The 15,398-nt window shown below is 33.5% G+C and carries 14 protein-coding genes and 1 other annotated feature; all 14 genes read left to right on the plus strand.

Features of this window, described 5'->3' with window-relative positions:
• Positions 1 to 96: EF-Tu C-terminal domain-related protein (locus tag BUA90_RS11595; RefSeq protein WP_330390746.1), on the plus strand; the 96-nt coding region annotated here is incomplete at its 5' end.
• A 288-nt stretch (positions 97 to 384) separates the two neighbouring features.
• On the plus strand, positions 385 to 534 hold the full coding sequence (rpmG, locus tag BUA90_RS11600; protein ID WP_072968755.1) for a 50S ribosomal protein L33: 150 nt from the start codon (positions 385 to 387) through the stop codon (positions 532 to 534).
• Between the two features lie 104 nt (positions 535 to 638).
• Entirely contained in the window at positions 639 to 848 is a 210-nt protein-coding gene (gene secE, locus BUA90_RS11605; protein WP_072968757.1) for a preprotein translocase subunit SecE, read from the plus strand.
• Positions 849 to 907: 59 nt separating this feature from the next.
• Entirely contained in the window at positions 908 to 1,429 is a 522-nt protein-coding gene (nusG, locus tag BUA90_RS11610) for a transcription termination/antitermination protein NusG (RefSeq protein ID WP_072968758.1), read from the plus strand.
• Between the two features lie 48 nt (positions 1,430 to 1,477).
• Positions 1,478 to 1,903: a 50S ribosomal protein L11 gene (gene rplK, locus BUA90_RS11615; RefSeq protein WP_072968760.1), complete on the plus strand. Its 426-nt coding sequence runs from the start codon at positions 1,478 to 1,480 to the stop codon at positions 1,901 to 1,903.
• A 58-nt stretch (positions 1,904 to 1,961) separates the two neighbouring features.
• Positions 1,962 to 2,660, plus strand: coding sequence for a 50S ribosomal protein L1 (gene rplA / locus BUA90_RS11620; protein WP_072968762.1), 699 nt, complete (start codon positions 1,962 to 1,964; stop codon positions 2,658 to 2,660).
• A gap of 48 nt (positions 2,661 to 2,708) precedes the next feature.
• Positions 2,709 to 2,862: a sequence feature (ribosomal protein L10 leader region), on the plus strand.
• Between the two features lie 42 nt (positions 2,863 to 2,904).
• The gene (gene rplJ / locus BUA90_RS11625; protein WP_072968763.1) at positions 2,905 to 3,414 is read left to right on the plus strand and encodes a 50S ribosomal protein L10; all 510 of its coding nucleotides are present in this window, start codon (positions 2,905 to 2,907) and stop codon (positions 3,412 to 3,414) included.
• A 32-nt stretch (positions 3,415 to 3,446) separates the two neighbouring features.
• Positions 3,447 to 3,815, plus strand: a complete 369-nt coding sequence (gene rplL / locus BUA90_RS11630) for a 50S ribosomal protein L7/L12 (protein ID WP_072968765.1) — start codon at positions 3,447 to 3,449, stop codon at positions 3,813 to 3,815.
• Positions 3,816 to 4,286: 471 nt separating this feature from the next.
• Positions 4,287 to 7,988 carry a DNA-directed RNA polymerase subunit beta gene (gene rpoB, locus BUA90_RS11635; protein WP_072968767.1) on the plus strand — a complete coding sequence of 1,234 codons (3,702 nt, stop codon included), beginning with the start codon at positions 4,287 to 4,289 and terminating at the stop codon, positions 7,986 to 7,988.
• Between the two features lie 56 nt (positions 7,989 to 8,044).
• Complete coding sequence (gene rpoC / locus BUA90_RS11640) at positions 8,045 to 11,557, plus strand: DNA-directed RNA polymerase subunit beta' (protein ID WP_072968769.1); 3,513 nt, start codon at positions 8,045 to 8,047, stop codon at positions 11,555 to 11,557.
• Between the two features lie 154 nt (positions 11,558 to 11,711).
• The gene (locus BUA90_RS11645) at positions 11,712 to 11,960 is read left to right on the plus strand and encodes a ribosomal L7Ae/L30e/S12e/Gadd45 family protein (protein ID WP_242945093.1); all 249 of its coding nucleotides are present in this window, start codon (positions 11,712 to 11,714) and stop codon (positions 11,958 to 11,960) included.
• 62 nt (positions 11,961 to 12,022) lie between these two features.
• Positions 12,023 to 12,439, plus strand: a complete 417-nt coding sequence (gene rpsL, locus BUA90_RS11650) for a 30S ribosomal protein S12 (protein ID WP_072968770.1) — start codon at positions 12,023 to 12,025, stop codon at positions 12,437 to 12,439.
• 144 nt (positions 12,440 to 12,583) lie between these two features.
• Positions 12,584 to 13,054, plus strand: coding sequence for a 30S ribosomal protein S7 (gene rpsG / locus BUA90_RS11655; protein ID WP_072968772.1), 471 nt, complete (start codon positions 12,584 to 12,586; stop codon positions 13,052 to 13,054).
• 100 nt (positions 13,055 to 13,154) lie between these two features.
• Entirely contained in the window at positions 13,155 to 15,224 is a 2,070-nt protein-coding gene (fusA, locus tag BUA90_RS11660; RefSeq protein ID WP_072968773.1) for an elongation factor G, read from the plus strand.
• The last annotated feature ends 174 nt before the right edge of the window (positions 15,225 to 15,398 follow it).

The raw sequence follows: 15,398 nt of genomic DNA on the forward strand, positions 1-15,398 counted from the left end.
ATCACACCAATTGCAATCGAAGAAGGATTAAGATTTGCAATTCGTGAAGGTGGTAGAACAGTAGGAGCAGGTGCTGTTGCTAAAATTATTGAGTAGTTTTAGCTATTGGTAAGTTTAAAATGATAAAATTAATAGGACTAGGTATAATCCTAGTCCTATTAAAATGAAAAAAACTTTTATTGCAATTTTTATTGCAATATGATTCAAAAAAATGGTTATACTATATTAAATTAAATGCATAGAGATATTTTGTTTATCAAACTGTATTGACAATCAATAGAAATTATGTTAGTTTAAATTAGTAATGTTATCATGGTGCGAAGTGTGTACTAATTGACAGATTTTTCTTTTGTGATAGTAGAGGTTGTATTAGGAGGTGTTAAAATGAGAGTGAAGATAACACTTGCCTGCACAGAATGTAAGCAGAGAAATTATCATACGACAAAAAATAAAAAGAATGACCCAGATAGATTAGAAATGAAAAAGTACTGCAAATTCTGCAAAAGGCATACTGTTCATAAGGAAACTAAGTAATATAATGTTTTGATTATGTTTTAAAGGTATACAAAATAGCTTTCGAAAATTTTATGGTTATTGTGCATAAAAGAAACAATTAACTATAAGGGTGTGAAAAGATTATGGGAACACAAGCTAATGCTCCCAAAAAAGTGGGAGTAGGAAAATTTTTAAAAAGTGTAAGGGCAGAACTAAAGAAGGTGAATTGGCCAAACAAACAAGAACTTAAGTCTTATACAGGAGTTGTACTGGCAACTTGTGGACTTGCGGCTTTAGGAATATGGATAGCTGATTCTATTTTTGGCCAAATACTTAAATTTTTAATAAGATAGCATTTCATAGCAAGGGAGGGAAAGAGTGATTATTACGTAAAGTAATAATCCTCTATATAATGTCTGACAGAGAAGCTAAATGGTACGTAGTTCATACGTATTCTGGTCATGAAAACAAAGTAAAGGCAAACATTGAGAAAATTGTAGAAAACCGGGGTATGGAAGATGTAATTTATGAAATAGTTGTTCCAACTGAAGAAAAAGTAGAAATTAAAAATGGAAAGAAAAAGACAAAGCAGAAAAAGATATTTCCAGGTTATGTTTTAGTCAAAATGATTATGAACGATGAGTCTTGGTATGTAGTAAGAAATACAAGAGGAGTTACTGGTTTTGTTGGACCCGGTTCAAAACCTATACCTCTTAGCGATGAAGAAGTGCGTAATATGGGTATAGATAATAAATTACCTTCAATAGATATTGAAGTGGGAGAAAATGTAAAAGTTATTTCTGGGCCATTTGAAAACTTTATAGGTGAAGTTAAAGGAATTAACTTAGAAAGACAAACTTTAAAAGTTTTAATTTCAATGTTTGGTAGAGAAACTCCAGTTGAGTTAGAATTTGACCAAGTTGAAAAGCTATAAAGCTTTACTAATATAGATTTAGTTTTATTATAACAAGGAGGTGTAAATATGGCTAAAAAAGTTACAGGTATGATTAAACTACAAATTCCTGCAGGAAAAGCTACTCCAGCACCACCAGTAGGTCCAGCATTAGGACAACATGGTGTTAATATAATGCAATTCTGTAAGGAATTTAATGCTAAAACAGCAGATAAGGCTGGATTAATAATTCCAGTTATAATAACAGTATATCAAGATAGATCATTTACTTTTATTACTAAAACTCCTCCTGCGGCAGTATTGTTAAAGAAAGCAGCAGGTATTGAGAAGGGTTCAGGTGAACCAAATAGAAACAAAGTAGCAAAAGTTTCTATTGATAAAATAAAAGAAATTGCAGAATTAAAAATGCCTGACTTAAATGCTGCAAGTTTAGAAGCGGCTATGAGTATGATTAAGGGTACTGCAAGAAGTATGGGTATAGTAGTAGAAGAATAGTTATTGCGTGTGTGGGAGGTAAATCACACCGTTAAAACCACAAAGGAGGTAGAGAAATATGGCAAAGAGAGGTAAAAAATATCAGGAAAGTTTAAAACTTATAGATAAAAATAAATTATATGATCCTGAAGAGGCAATGGCTTTAGTGCCTGAAATTGCAAAAGCTAAATTTGATGAAACAGTTGAACTTCATGTAAAACTTGGAGTAGATGGAAGACATGCAGATCAACAAGTTAGAGGTGCAGTATTACTCCCTCATGGTACAGGTAAGACTAAAAAAGTGTTAGTATTTGCTAAGGGAGATAAAGCTTCTGAAGCAGAAGCAGCTGGAGCAGACTATGTTGGTGCAGAAGACATGGTTGCTAAAATTCAAAATGAAAACTGGTTTGATTTTGATGCAGTTGTAGCGACACCAGATATGATGGGTATAGTTGGAAGATTGGGTAGAATTTTAGGACCTAAAGGGTTAATGCCAAATCCAAAATCTGGAACAGTTACTTTTGACATTGAAAAGGCAGTAAAAGAGATTAAAGCAGGTAAAGTTGAGTATAGATTAGATAAGACTAATATTATACATGTTCCTATTGGAAAAGTTTCATTTGGAAAAGAAAAACTTATGGATAACTTTAATACTATAATGGAAGCTATAATAAAAGCTAAGCCAGCTGCGGCAAAAGGTGCTTATTTAAAAAGTGTAACAGTAACAACTACTATGGGACCTGGAATAAAAATAAATTCAGCAAAAATTGTTAAATAAAAAGTGTTGACTTAATATACCGTTAGTGATATAATTACACTGTTGTAATTTAATATAGAAATTAAGCCGTAGACAGTAGGTGCTGATTATTCAGCTTAATTGGAGCCTACCGAGGTCATTGAGATAGATTGTATATGTTTTTTAAAATTGACTATACAAAGCCTCTCTATGTCTACGGTAGAGAGGCTTTTTAATTTATTGGAATCGGTTTGGCGCCACAGGCTTAATAGAGGAGGTGGACTTGATGTCAAAGAATTTAGAGATAAAAAAGGCTCAAGTTGAAGAAATCAAAGATAAACTTTCAAGAGCTCAGGCTGCAGTATTAGTTAATTATAGAGGATTAACTGTTGCTGAAGCTACTGAATTAAGAAAAAAATTCAGAGAAGCAGGTGTAGAGTACAAAGTTTATAAAAACAATTTGCTTAAAATAGCTATAAAAGGTACTGATTTTGAAGCTCTTGAAAAGGACTTGACTGGACCGAATGCTATTGCTTTTGGTTATGAGGATCCAGTTATGCCAGCGAAAATAGTAAAAGAGTTTTCTAAAAAGCACGAAGCTCTTGAACTAAAGTCAGGTATAGTAGAAGGAGAATATTGCGATTTAGAAAAAATCAAAGCCATTGCAGATATTCCATCAAAAGAAGTACTTATTGGAAAATTCCTTGGAAGTATCAAATCTCCTTTATCAAATTTTGCGTACTTATTGCAAGCTATCATTGATAAGAAAAATGAGGAAGGTAGCGCAGAAGCTTAATTAAAAAAGAAAAAATTCGGAGGTGTTTTAAAATGACTAAAGAGCAAATCATTGAAGCTATAAAAGGTATGACTATTTTAGAATTAAAAGAATTAGTAGAAGCTTGTGAAGAAGAATTTGGAGTATCAGCAGCTGCTCCAGTTATGGTAGCAGGTGCTGCAGCAGGTGGAGCAGAAGCTGCTGAAGAAAAATCAGAATTTGATGTAGTATTAGCAAGCGCTGGTGCTAAGAAGATTGGTGTAATCAAAGTAGTTAGAGAAATTACTGGTTTAGGATTAAAAGAAGCTAAAGAATTAGTAGACAGTGCTCCAAGTACAATTAAAGAGGCAGTATCTAAAGAAGAAGCTGAACAAATGAAAGCTAAGTTAGAAGAAGCAGGAGCGACTGTAGAGCTTAAGTAATTTAATATCATTTTAAAAGGCACTCCAGATTCATCTGGAGTACCTTTTTGTTTTATATCTAATTAAAAAACAGATTTTAATATGGGCTTTAAATATCGATGGTATATAGGTTGTATTTTGAACAAATGATTAATTTTGTAAGTTAATCTTTTTTATTTCAAAATTATAGTTGACAATGAAGTGAAGCTTGACATTATTTAGCTTTTATGTTACTATTGTATAATGCCATACATATGCGAAATTAAACATGTATAAAAAAGTATAAATTAACCAATAATATATAGGTAACATGAAAAAAGGAAAAAAATACTAGCAAGTTAAAGCCTTTATTAAAATCTGTTTTTTTATTTGATTTTTAATTAAATATAAAATTTACTTTTGTTGAAAGAAATTTTGTTTGATTATATAACTTTAGACATAAAAGGTTATATTGCAAAACCTTTTTATTTTACTATAAGGGGTGAATAATTAATGCCACATCCTGTTAAGGTCGGCAAAGGAACAAGAATGAGCTTTTCTAAAATCGATAAGGTGCTTGAAATGCCAAATCTTATCGAAATTCAGAAGAGGTCATACAAATGGTTTTTAGAAGAAGGTTTAATGGAAGCTTTTAACGACATATCTCCAATACAGGATTATACTGGGAATTTAATACTTGAATTTGTTGACTATTCATTAGATGGAAAACCTAAGTATGACCAAGAAGAATGTAAAGAAAGAGATGTAACATATGCTGTGCCGCTTAAAGTAAAGGTAAGATTTATAAACAAAGAAACTGGGGAAGTAAAAGAGCAGGAAGTTTTTATGGGCGATTTTCCGCTTATGACAGAAAAAGGGACCTTTATAATTAACGGTGCTGAAAGAGTAATTGTAAGCCAATTAGTAAGGTCACCAGGTCCATATTATTCAGTGCAAATAGATAAGACAGGTAAAAGATTATTTTCAACTACTGTTATTCCAAATAGAGGAGCTTGGCTTGAATATGAAACTGATTCAAACCAAATTATTTCTGTAAGGATAGATAGAACGAGAAAATTACCATTTACAGTATTTGTTAGAGCTCTTGGCTATGGAACAGACCAAGAAATTATAAATCTTTTTGGAGAAGATGAGAGATTATTAAAGACATTAGAGAAAGATAGTGTAAAGTCAAAGGAAGAAGGATTAATTGAAGTATATAAAAAACTTAGACCCGGAGAACCTCCAACTGTTGAAAGTGCTAGTAGTTTAATAAACTCTCTTTTCTTTGACCCTAAAAGATATGATTTAGCGAAAGTTGGGCGTTATAAATTTAATAAGAAACTTAGTTTAGTAGATAGGATAGTTGGATTTGTTGCAGCAGAAAATGTAGTTGATGAAAATACAGGAGAAATATTAGTTCAAGAAGGACAAAAAATTGATAAAGAAACAGCTCAAAAAATTGAAAATAGTGGAGTAAAATCAGTTAATATATATGGAGAAGATGAAAAAGTAGTAAAAGTAATAGGAAATAATTTTGTAGATATTAAGGCTCATATAGATTTTAATATTGATGATCTTAATATAACTGAAAAAGTACACTATCCAACTTTGAAAAAGATTTTAGAGACTTATACTACGGAAGAAGATATTAAAGAAGCATTAAGAGAAAAAATAGGCGAATTAGTTCCTAAGCATATAATTATAGACGATATTATAGCTACTATGAGTTATATATTAAATTTACCTCATGGGGTAGGAAGAGTAGATGATATAGACCATTTAGGAAATAGAAGACTTCGTTCAGTAGGAGAACTTCTTCAAAATCAGTTTAGAATTGGACTTTCAAGGATGGAAAGAGTTGTAAGAGAAAGAATGACTATTCAAGATATGGATACGATAACTCCTCAAGCTCTTATAAATATAAGACCTGTTGTTGCAGCTATTAAGGAGTTTTTTGGAAGCAGTCAGCTTTCTCAATTTATGGATCAGACGAATCCTCTATCAGAGCTTACACATAAGAGAAGATTGTCAGCATTAGGACCGGGTGGTTTATCTCGTGAAAGAGCTGGTTTTGAGGTAAGAGACGTTCATCATTCTCATTATGGAAGAATGTGTCCTATAGAAACTCCAGAAGGTCCTAATATAGGTCTTATAAACTCACTGAGTACTTATGCAAGAATAAATGAATATGGATTTATTGAAGCTCCTTACAGAAAAGTTGATAAAGAAAGAGGAGTAGTTACAGATGAAATAGAATATTTAACAGCTGATGAAGAAGAAAAGTATGTATTTGCTCAAGCAAATGAACCGTTAGATGAAGAAGGTAGATTTATAAATAAGAGAGTGGTTGCAAGACTAAGAGGTGGAGATATAGACGTTGTACCAAGTTCTGAAGTAGATTATGTTGATGTTTCTCCACAACAGATAGTTTCTGTTGCTACAGCTATGATTCCATTCCTTGAGAATGACGATGCTAACAGAGCGTTGATGGGTTCAAACATGCAGCGTCAAGCTGTGCCTCTTATTAAGACTGAATCTCCAATTATAGGTACTGGTATGGAGTATATTGCTGCTAAAGATTCTGGTACTGTAGTTGTTGCTAAAAATGATGGGATAGTAGAAAGAGTAACTGCAGATAAGATAATTGTAAAGAGACATTCTGATGGTGGAAAAGACGAATATAAACTGCTTAAATTTAAGCGTTCAAATCAAGGAACTTGTATCAATCAAAAACCTTTAGTGGATAATGGGGATGAAGTTAAAGCTGGGGAAATTATTGCAGATGGACCATCTACAGATAATGGAGAAATTGCACTTGGAAAGAATTTATTAGTAGGATTTATGACTTGGGAAGGTTATAACTATGAGGATGCTATTCTTTTAAGTGAAGAATTAGTAATGAATGATGTACTTACTTCTATTCATATAGAGGAATATGAAGCAGAGGCGAGAGATACAAAGCTTGGACCTGAAGAAATTACAAGAGATATACCAAATGTAGGAGAAGATGCATTAAAGAATTTAGATGAGAGAGGAATTATTAGAATAGGTGCAGAAGTTACTTCTGGGGATATACTTGTAGGTAAAGTAACTCCAAAAGGTGAAACAGAACTTACAGCAGAAGAAAGACTACTAAGAGCAATATTTGGAGAAAAGGCTAGAGAAGTTAGAGATACTTCTTTAAAGGTGCCACATGGAGAATCAGGTATAATTGTAGATGTGAAAGTGTTTACTAGAGAAAATGGAGACGAATTACCTCCTGGAGTTAATGTCTTGGTAAGGGTATATATTGCTAAGAAGAGAAAGATAAGCGTTGGAGATAAAATGGCTGGACGTCATGGTAATAAGGGTGTTATTTCTAGAATATTGCCTGTTGAAGATATGCCATTCCTTGAAGATGGTACTCCACTTCAAGTAGTACTTAATCCTCTTGGTGTACCTTCACGTATGAATATCGGTCAGGTTTTAGAGGTTCATCTCGGTCTTGCTGCTAAAAAATTAGGATGGAAAGTTGCTACTCCAGTATTTGATGGAGCTAAAGAAACTGATATAGCTGAGCTTTTAGAAGAATGTGGGTATCCAGTTGATGGTAAGTTACAGCTTTATGACGGAAGAACTGGAGAACCATTTGATAATAGAGTAACTGTTGGATATATGTATATGTTAAAACTTCATCATTTAGTTGACGATAAGATTCATGCAAGAAGTACAGGACCATACTCACTTGTAACACAACAACCTCTTGGAGGTAAAGCTCAATTTGGTGGACAAAGATTCGGTGAAATGGAAGTTTGGGCATTAGAAGCGTATGGAGCTGCTCATACTCTACAAGAAATATTGACTGTAAAATCTGATGATGTCGTAGGACGTGTTAAAACTTATGAAGCTATAGTTAAGGGTGAAAACATTCCAGAGCCGGGAATTCCTGAATCGTTTAAAGTATTAATTAAAGAGCTTCAGAGTTTATGTTTGGATGTTAAGGTATTATCAGAAAATGCAGATGAAATAGAAATTAAAGAAAATGACGATGATGATGCAAGTGAAATAGATTTATTAATTGATAGTGATAACGCATACCAAAATAATAAGGACAATGAAAGTGCTGATAAAAGTGTTCAAGAAAATAATGTAGATGATGAAAAAAATAATTATTCTGTAAAAGATGATAGTTATGATATAAATTATAATAATTCTAACAGCTATGACGATTAATGATTATTAAACTATCTAATTATTTTACATTATAATAAAGAAGGGAGAGAAACTCCTTGTTCGAACTTAATAGTTTTGATTCAATAAAGATCGGTTTAGCTTCACCAGAAAAAATTAGACAATGGTCAAGGGGAGAAGTAAAAAAACCCGAAACTATTAATTATCGTACTTTGAAACCTGAAAAAGAAGGATTGTTTTGTGAAAAGATATTTGGACCTACAAAAGATTGGGAATGTCATTGTGGAAAATACAAAAGAGTAAGATATAAAGGTGTAATATGTGATAAATGTGGTGTTGAAGTAACAAAGTCTAAAGTTAGACGTGAGAGAATGGGGCATATAGAACTTGCTGCCCCAGTATCTCACATATGGTATTTTAAGGGAATACCAAGTAGGATGGGGATACTGCTTGATATGTCTCCAAGGTCTTTAGAAAAAGTTTTATATTTTGCTTCTTATATTGTAATAGACCCAGGTAATACTCCTTTGAGCTTTAAGCAATTATTGACTGAGAAAGAATACAGAGAATACAGAGATAAATATGGAAATGCCTTTAAAGCAGGAATGGGAGCAGAAGCTATAAAAGAGATACTTCAAAAAATTGATTTGGAACAATTATCTAAAGAATTAAAAATTAAATTAAAAGAAAGTTCAGGTCAAAAAAGAGTTAGAACAATAAGAAGATTAGAAGTTGTAGAAGCTTTCAGACAGTCAGGTAATAAGCCAGAGTGGATGATTTTAGATGTAATTCCAGTTATACCTCCAGACCTTAGACCAATGGTTCAACTTGATGGAGGCAGGTTTGCAACTTCAGACTTGAATGACTTATATAGGAGAGTTATTAATAGAAATAACAGATTAAAAAGACTTTTAGAACTTGGAGCACCAGATATAATAGTTAGAAATGAAAAGAGAATGCTTCAAGAAGCAGTAGATGCACTTATAGATAATGGTAGAAGAGGAAGACCTGTTACTGGACCGGGTAACAGACCATTAAAATCATTATCAGATATGCTAAAAGGAAAGCAAGGAAGATTCCGTCAAAATCTTTTAGGTAAACGTGTTGACTATTCTGGACGTTCTGTTATAGTTGTTGGACCAGAGCTTAAATTTTATCAGTGTGGATTGCCAAAGAAAATGGCTCTTGAGCTTTTTAAACCATTTGTCATGAAAAAGTTAGTTGAAGATGGTTATGTTCACAATATTAAAAGTGCTAAGAGAATGGTAGAAAGAGTAAAGCCTGAAGTTTGGGATGTATTAGAAGATGTTATAAAAGAGCATCCTGTACTACTTAACCGTGCTCCGACACTTCACAGACTTGGCATTCAAGCATTTGAACCAATTTTAGTCGAAGGTAAAGCTATAAAACTTCATCCTCTTGTTTGTACAGCTTATAATGCCGACTTTGACGGAGACCAAATGGCAGTCCATGTACCTTTAACAGTTGAAGCTCAAGCTGAAGCAAGATTTTTAATGCTTTCTGTTAATAATATTTTAGCACCTAAAGATGGTTCACCTATTACTACACCTACACAGGATATGGTTTTAGGTAGTTATTATTTAACTATCGAAGTTGAAGGTGAACCTGGAGCCGGAATGATATTTAAAGATTATGAAGAAATGCTCATGGCGTATGAAAATAAAGTTGTAGGGCTTCATTCAAGGGTTAAGGTCAGAAGAAAACTTCACAAAGATGACCCGGGAAAATTAGTTGAAAGTACTGTAGGAAGATTTATTTTCAATGAAAAGATACCTCAAGACCTTGGATTTGTAGATAGAAGTAAAGATAAATATTCACTTGAAATAGATACATTAGTTGATAAGAAATTCCTCGGTAAAATTATCGATAAATGTTTTAGAAAGCATGGTAATACAGTTACAGCAATGATGCTTGACCATATAAAGGCTTTAGGATTTAAGTTTTCAACACGTGGTGCTATTACTATAAGTGTATCAGATATGGAAATACCTAAAGAAAAGGAAAGACTTATTTCTGAAGCTGAAGAAAAAGTAGATAAATATAAAAAGGCATATAGAAGAGGTTTAATATCTGATGAAGAAAGATATGAAAATGTAATTAAGACATGGCAGGAAACTACAGCTAAAGTTACTGATGCTTTGATGAACAACTTGGGTAGATTAAATAATGTGTATATTATGGCTCACTCAGGAGCGAGAGGTAGTAAAAACCAGATAAGACAGCTGGCTGGTATGCGTGGACTTATGGCAAATGCAACTGGTCATACTGTTGAGATACCTATTAAATCAAACTTCCGTGAAGGTCTTTCAGTTCTTGAATATTTTATATCTACAACAGGTGCTAGAAAAGGGTTGGCAGATACAGCACTTAGAACTGCAGACTCAGGTTATTTGACAAGAAGGTTAGTAGATGTAAGTCAAGATGTAATAGTTAGAGAAATAGATTGTGGTACAGATGAAGGTACAGAAGTTACTGCATTTATGGATGGTAACGAACTTATTGAACCGTTATTTGATAGAATAGCTGGAAGATATGCAAAAGAAGATGTTGTCCATCCTGAAACTAAAGAAGTTTTAGTAAGAGAAGATGAGATGATTACAGAAGATATAGCTGAAAAGATTATAGAAGCAGGTATTAAAAAAGTTAAGATTAGAACAGTTCTTAATTGTAAGACACGTCATGGTGTTTGTGCTAAGTGTTATGGTAAAAACCTTGCTACAGGAAAGCCTGTTAATGTAGGTGAGGCAGTAGGTATAATAGCAGCTCAGTCAATAGGTGAGCCGGGTACTCAGCTTACAATGAGAACATTCCATACTGGTGGAGTTGCTGGTGCAGATATTACTCAAGGTCTTCCAAGGGTAGAAGAATTGTTTGAAGCTAGAAAACCAAAAGGACTTGCTATTATTTCAGAGATAGATGGAGTTGTAACTATAAAGGATACAAAGAAAAAACGTGAAGTAATTGTAACGTCAGATGATGGAGAAGTTAAAACTTATCAGATAGCATATGGTTCAAGAATAAAAGTTAAAGAAGGACAGTACATTAAGGCTGGAGATGAGTTGTCTGAAGGTTCTGTCAATCCGCATGATATATTGAGGATAAAAGGTGCTCAAGGTGTTGAAGAATATCTAACTAAGGAAGTACAAAGAGTTTATAGAATGCAAGGTGTTGACATTAATGATAAACACATCGAAATAATAGTTAAGCAAATGCTTTCTAGAGTTAGAATTGAAGAACCTGGAGATACTAATTTACTTCCTGGTGGACTTGTAAGTATTCATGAATTAGAAGATGAAAACAATAGAGTTATAGCAGAAGGTGGTAAACCAGCTACATTTAAGAGAGTTCTTTTGGGTATAACAAAAGCTTCGTTAGCTACAGAGTCATTTTTATCTGCTGCTTCTTTCCAAGAAACTACTCGTGTATTAACTGAAGCTGCAATAAAAGGGAAAGAAGATAAACTTATAGGACTTAAGGAAAATGTAATAATTGGTAAACTTATCCCAGCTGGAACGGGAATGAAGAGGTATAGAAATATTGCTATATCATTAAATGAAGAAAAAATACCTATGGATAATAATATTGAGTAGAGAATAGATTCTATGTAAATATGTTGACATATAAGGGTATTGGTGTTAAAATGATATAGTGTGCAAATTGAGTATAGTTGACTTTTGATACTACTTGAAGGATTACATATTAATCTATGTAATCCTTCGAGGAGTTTAAAAAGGAGGATGCTATATGCACCTTATGGAACTTAAAAAACAAAACAAATTAAAAGTTGGTACAAAGCAGTCTACTAGAGCACTTAATGAAGACAAAGTTGCAACTTTATTTGTAGCGAAAGATAGCGAACAGCATGTAGTTAGAAATATAATTGAAATTGCTAAAGAAAAAAATGTTCAAATAGTATATGTAGATTCTATGAAGAAACTTGGAAAAGCATGTGGGATTGATGTTGGTGCTGCAACTGCAGTAATTTTAAAGTAAGTACTGGTTGCTACGCACAATTTAAAATATAATATGGGATACTTGGAAGGAGGTGTAGAGGAATGCCAACAATAAACCAGTTAGTACGCAAAGGTAGAGAGAAAGTTGAAAAGAAATCAACAGCTCCTGCTTTACAAAGAGGTTTTAACTCATTAAAAAGAGTTCCTACTAAAATGAGTTCACCGCAGAAAAGAGGAGTATGTACTGCTGTAAAGACTGTTACTCCTAAAAAGCCTAACTCAGCTCTTAGAAAGGTTGCCAGAGTAAGACTTACAAATGGTATAGAAGTTACAGCTTATATACCAGGTATAGGACATAACCTACAAGAGCACAGTGTTGTTTTGATAAGAGGTGGAAGGGTAAAAGACTTACCAGGTGTTAGGTATCATATCGTGAGAGGTACTCTTGATACAGCAGGAGTACAAAACAGAATGCAAGGAAGATCTAAGTACGGTACTAAGAAACCTAAGAAGAAGTAACTTTAAAATGCCGAAGTTTAAGATAGTATATACCTCCTCCTTTTTAGGAGGGGTTTTATATAATATATATAATCATTAGCACTACGGCAATTTGTAAGGTTGTCGAGTACCGATGAATAAAAAAATTTTTGGGAGGGAAGTAAAGTGCCGAGAAAAGGTAATGTGCCAAAGAGAGAAGTATTACCAGATCCTATTTACGGTAGTAAGGTAGTAACAAAACTAATTAATAATATAATGTTAGATGGTAAAAAGGGAACTGCTCAAAGAATAGTATACGGAGCTTTTGATATTATAAGAGAGAGAACTGGCAAAGAACCTTTAGAGGTTTTTGAAGAAGCTATGAATAACGTTATGCCAGTTTTAGAAGTTAAAGCTAGACGTGTTGGTGGTGCTAACTATCAAGTTCCTGTAGAAGTTAGACCAGAAAGAAGACAAACATTAGGATTGAGATGGCTAGTTAACTATGCTAGACAAAGAGGAGAAAAAACAATGGTAGAAAGACTAGCTAAAGAAATTATGGATGCTGCTAACAATACAGGTGCTGCAGTTAAGAAGAAAGAAGATACTCATAAAATGGCAGAAGCTAACAAGGCATTTGCTCATTATAGATGGTAATAATAATACTGAGAAAGTTAATATAGATTTAATTAAGATGTATTACTATAATAATATATATTTGATTCCTATAGCATGTTAAAAGAAGGGAGGAACAAAGGTGTCTAGAGCCTTTCCTTTAGAAAAAACGAGAAACATTGGTATTATGGCCCACATAGACGCTGGGAAGACGACTACAACAGAAAGAATTCTTTTCTATACAGGTAGAGTTCATAAAATAGGGGAAGTTCATGAGGGAGCTGCTACAATGGACTGGATGGAGCAGGAGCAAGAAAGAGGTATAACAATTACTTCTGCTGCAACAACAGCTCAATGGCTTGGTCACAGAATAAATATTATAGATACACCGGGTCACGTGGACTTTACTGTTGAAGTTGAAAGATCTTTGAGAGTATTAGATGGTGCAGTTGCTGTTTTCTGTGCTAAGGGTGGTGTTGAGCCACAATCAGAAACAGTATGGAGACAAGCTGATAAGTATGGAGTACCAAGAATTGCATTTGTCAATAAAATGGATATAGTTGGTGCAGATTTTTACAATGCAGTACAAATGATGAAAGATAGATTAAAAGCAAATGCTGTGCCAATTCAGCTGCCTATAGGTGCTGAAGATACATTTGTTGGTATTGTAGACCTTGTAGAAATGAACGCTAGAATATATAAAGATGATTTAGGTAAAGAAATGGAAACTACAGAAATACCTGCTGATATGAAAGAAAAAGCAGAAGAATATAGATTAGCTTTAGTTGAAGCGGTTGCTGAAACAGATGAAGAATTAATGATGAAGTATCTTGAAGGAGAAGAATTAACTGTTGATGAAATAAAAGCAGGACTTAGAAAAGCAACTATAAACAATATGATTGTTCCGGTTCTTTGTGGTTCAGCTTATAAGAATAAGGGTGTTCAATTATTGCTTGATGCAGTAGTTGAATATTTACCTTCTCCATTAGATATACCACCAGTTAAAGGTATATTAGTAGATACTGAAGAAGAAGCTGAGAGAAAAGCAGATGACAATGAGCCATTTGCTGCATTAGCTTTCAAAATCATGGCAGACCCATATGTTGGAAAACTTGCATTCTTTAGAGTTTATTCTGGAACTTTAGAATCAGGTTCATATGTATATAATTCAACTAAAGGTAAGAAGGAAAGAATAGGTCGTATACTTGAAATGCATGCTAATAAAAGACAAGAAATTAGCAAAGTTTATGCTGGAGATATAGCAGCAGCAGTTGGTCTTAAGTATACAACTACTGGAGATACTCTTTGTGACGAAAAGAATCAAATAATTCTTGAGTCAATGGAATTCCCAGAGCCAGTTATAAAAGTTGCTATTGAACCTAAGACAAGAGCAGGACAAGAAAAAATGGGTATGGCTTTAGCTAAATTAGCTGAAGAAGACCCAACATTCAAGACATATACTGATGAAGAAACTGGACAAGTAATTATTGCTGGTATGGGAGAACTTCATCTTGAAATTATAGTTGACAGATTGTTAAGAGAGTTTAAAGTTGAAGCGAACATAGGTAAACCACAAGTTGCATATAAAGAAACTATTACTAAGCCTGTTGATGTAGAAGCTAAGTTTGCTAGACAGTCTGGTGGTAGAGGTCAATACGGTCACGTTAAGATTAAAGTTACTCCTAAAGAAAGAGGTACAGGTTACGAATTTGTTAACTCAATCGTTGGAGGAGTTATTCCTAAAGAATACATTCCAGCAGTTGATGCAGGTATAAGAGAAGCTATGGAAAATGGTGTACTTGCTGGATATGAAGTAGTTGACTTGAAGGTTGAATTATATGATGGTTCATACCATGAAGTTGACTCATCTGAAATGGCTTTCAAAATAGCAGGTTCTATGGCAATTAAAGATGCTTTGAAGAAAGGTGACCCAATTCTTTTAGAACCATATATGAAAGTTGAAGTAGTTGTACCAGAAGAGTACTTGGGAGATGTAATGGGTGACCTTAACTCAAGAAGAGGTAAGCTTGAAGGTATGGAAGCAAGAGCAGGTGCGCAAGTAATTAGAGCTTATGTACCACTTGCTGAAATGTTTGGTTATGCAACAGACCTTCGTTCAAAATCACAAGGTCGTGGTAACTATACTATGCAATTTAGTCACTATGAACCAGTACCAAACAATATAGCTCAAAAAATTATTGAAGGTAAGTAGCAAATTACAGACAGCAGTAATAGATGATTATTTAATAATCATCTATTGCTAGTTGTCTGGTTTAGAATAAATATTTACATTAAGAAGGAGGAAGAAAGATGGCAAAGGCAAAATTTGAGAGAACGAAGCCACACGTAAACATAGGAACAATAGGTCACGTAGACCATGGTAAGA

The sequence above is a fragment of the Caminicella sporogenes DSM 14501 genome (genome assembly GCF_900142285.1).
Taxonomy (GTDB): domain Bacteria; phylum Bacillota; class Clostridia; order Peptostreptococcales; family Caminicellaceae; genus Caminicella; species Caminicella sporogenes.

Bases quoted from the DNA above. Each gene is read 5' to 3' on its own strand.
- rpmG (WP_072968755.1), top strand. From the start codon at position 385: ATGAGAGTGAAGATAACACTTGCCTGCACAGAATGTAAGCAGAGAAAT.
- secE (WP_072968757.1), top strand. From the start codon at position 639: ATGGGAACACAAGCTAATGCTCCCAAAAAAGTGGGAGTAGGAAAATTT.
- nusG (WP_072968758.1), top strand. From the start codon at position 908: ATGTCTGACAGAGAAGCTAAATGGTACGTAGTTCATACGTATTCTGGT.
- rplK (WP_072968760.1), top strand. From the start codon at position 1,478: ATGGCTAAAAAAGTTACAGGTATGATTAAACTACAAATTCCTGCAGGA.
- rplA (WP_072968762.1), top strand. From the start codon at position 1,962: ATGGCAAAGAGAGGTAAAAAATATCAGGAAAGTTTAAAACTTATAGAT.
- rplJ (WP_072968763.1), top strand. From the start codon at position 2,905: ATGTCAAAGAATTTAGAGATAAAAAAGGCTCAAGTTGAAGAAATCAAA.
- rplL (WP_072968765.1), top strand. From the start codon at position 3,447: ATGACTAAAGAGCAAATCATTGAAGCTATAAAAGGTATGACTATTTTA.
- rpoB (WP_072968767.1), top strand. From the start codon at position 4,287: ATGCCACATCCTGTTAAGGTCGGCAAAGGAACAAGAATGAGCTTTTCT.
- BUA90_RS11645 (WP_242945093.1), top strand. From the start codon at position 11,712: ATGCACCTTATGGAACTTAAAAAACAAAACAAATTAAAAGTTGGTACA.
- rpsL (WP_072968770.1), top strand. From the start codon at position 12,023: ATGCCAACAATAAACCAGTTAGTACGCAAAGGTAGAGAGAAAGTTGAA.